The sequence below is a fragment of the Streptomyces sp. NPDC060198 genome (assembly GCF_042728415.1).
Taxonomy (GTDB): domain Bacteria; phylum Actinomycetota; class Actinomycetes; order Streptomycetales; family Streptomycetaceae; genus Streptomyces.
In genome coordinates this window covers 1262-1878 of record NZ_JBHWZJ010000646.1, presented here as the reverse complement: position 1 = coordinate 1878, position 617 = coordinate 1262, and the positions used below count along the sequence as shown (strand labels likewise).

Here is a 617-nt window from a genome sequence, read left to right as displayed (position 1 = left end):
CGTCCTGAACCTCCTGATCGGGTTCATCCGGCCGACGTCCGGGCGGATTCTGCTCGACGGCCGGGACATGGCGTCGCTGGATCTGCGCACGTACCGGCGGTTCCTCTCGGTCGTCCCGCAGGAGTCCATCCTCTTCGAGGGCACGGTGGAGGAGAACGTCACCTACGGTCTCGGCGACACCGACGAACACACGGTCCGCCAGGCGCTGCGCGACGCGAACGCCCTGGAGTTCGTCCAGTCCCTCCCCGACGGCATCCATACCGTCGTCGGCGAGCGCGGGGCCCGGCTGTCGGGTGGCCAGAAGCAGCGTCTGGCCATCGCCCGCGCGCTGATCCGGGACCCGAAGGTACTGATCCTCGACGAGGCGACCTCCGCGCTGGACACCCGCTCCGAGGCATTGGTGCAGGAGGCGCTGGCCCGGCTGGTGCGGGGCCGGACGGTCTTCGTGGTGGCCCACCGGCTGTCCACGATCAGGGCCGCCGACCGGATCGTGGCGATGGAGGACGGCAAGGTCGCGGAGAGCGGCACGCACGAGGAGCTGATGCGCCTGGGCGGCGTGTACGCGGCATCAGGGGCTGCGGCAGGGCGTTCAGCACGTAGCCGAAGGGGTCCTTTCC

At 70.3% G+C, this 617-nt stretch carries 1 protein-coding gene; it reads left to right on the top strand.

Annotated elements, in window-relative coordinates:
- Positions 1–617 (top strand): ABC transporter ATP-binding protein (locus ACFWEP_RS34435; RefSeq protein WP_387376207.1); only part of this gene is annotated, 617 nt, incomplete at both ends.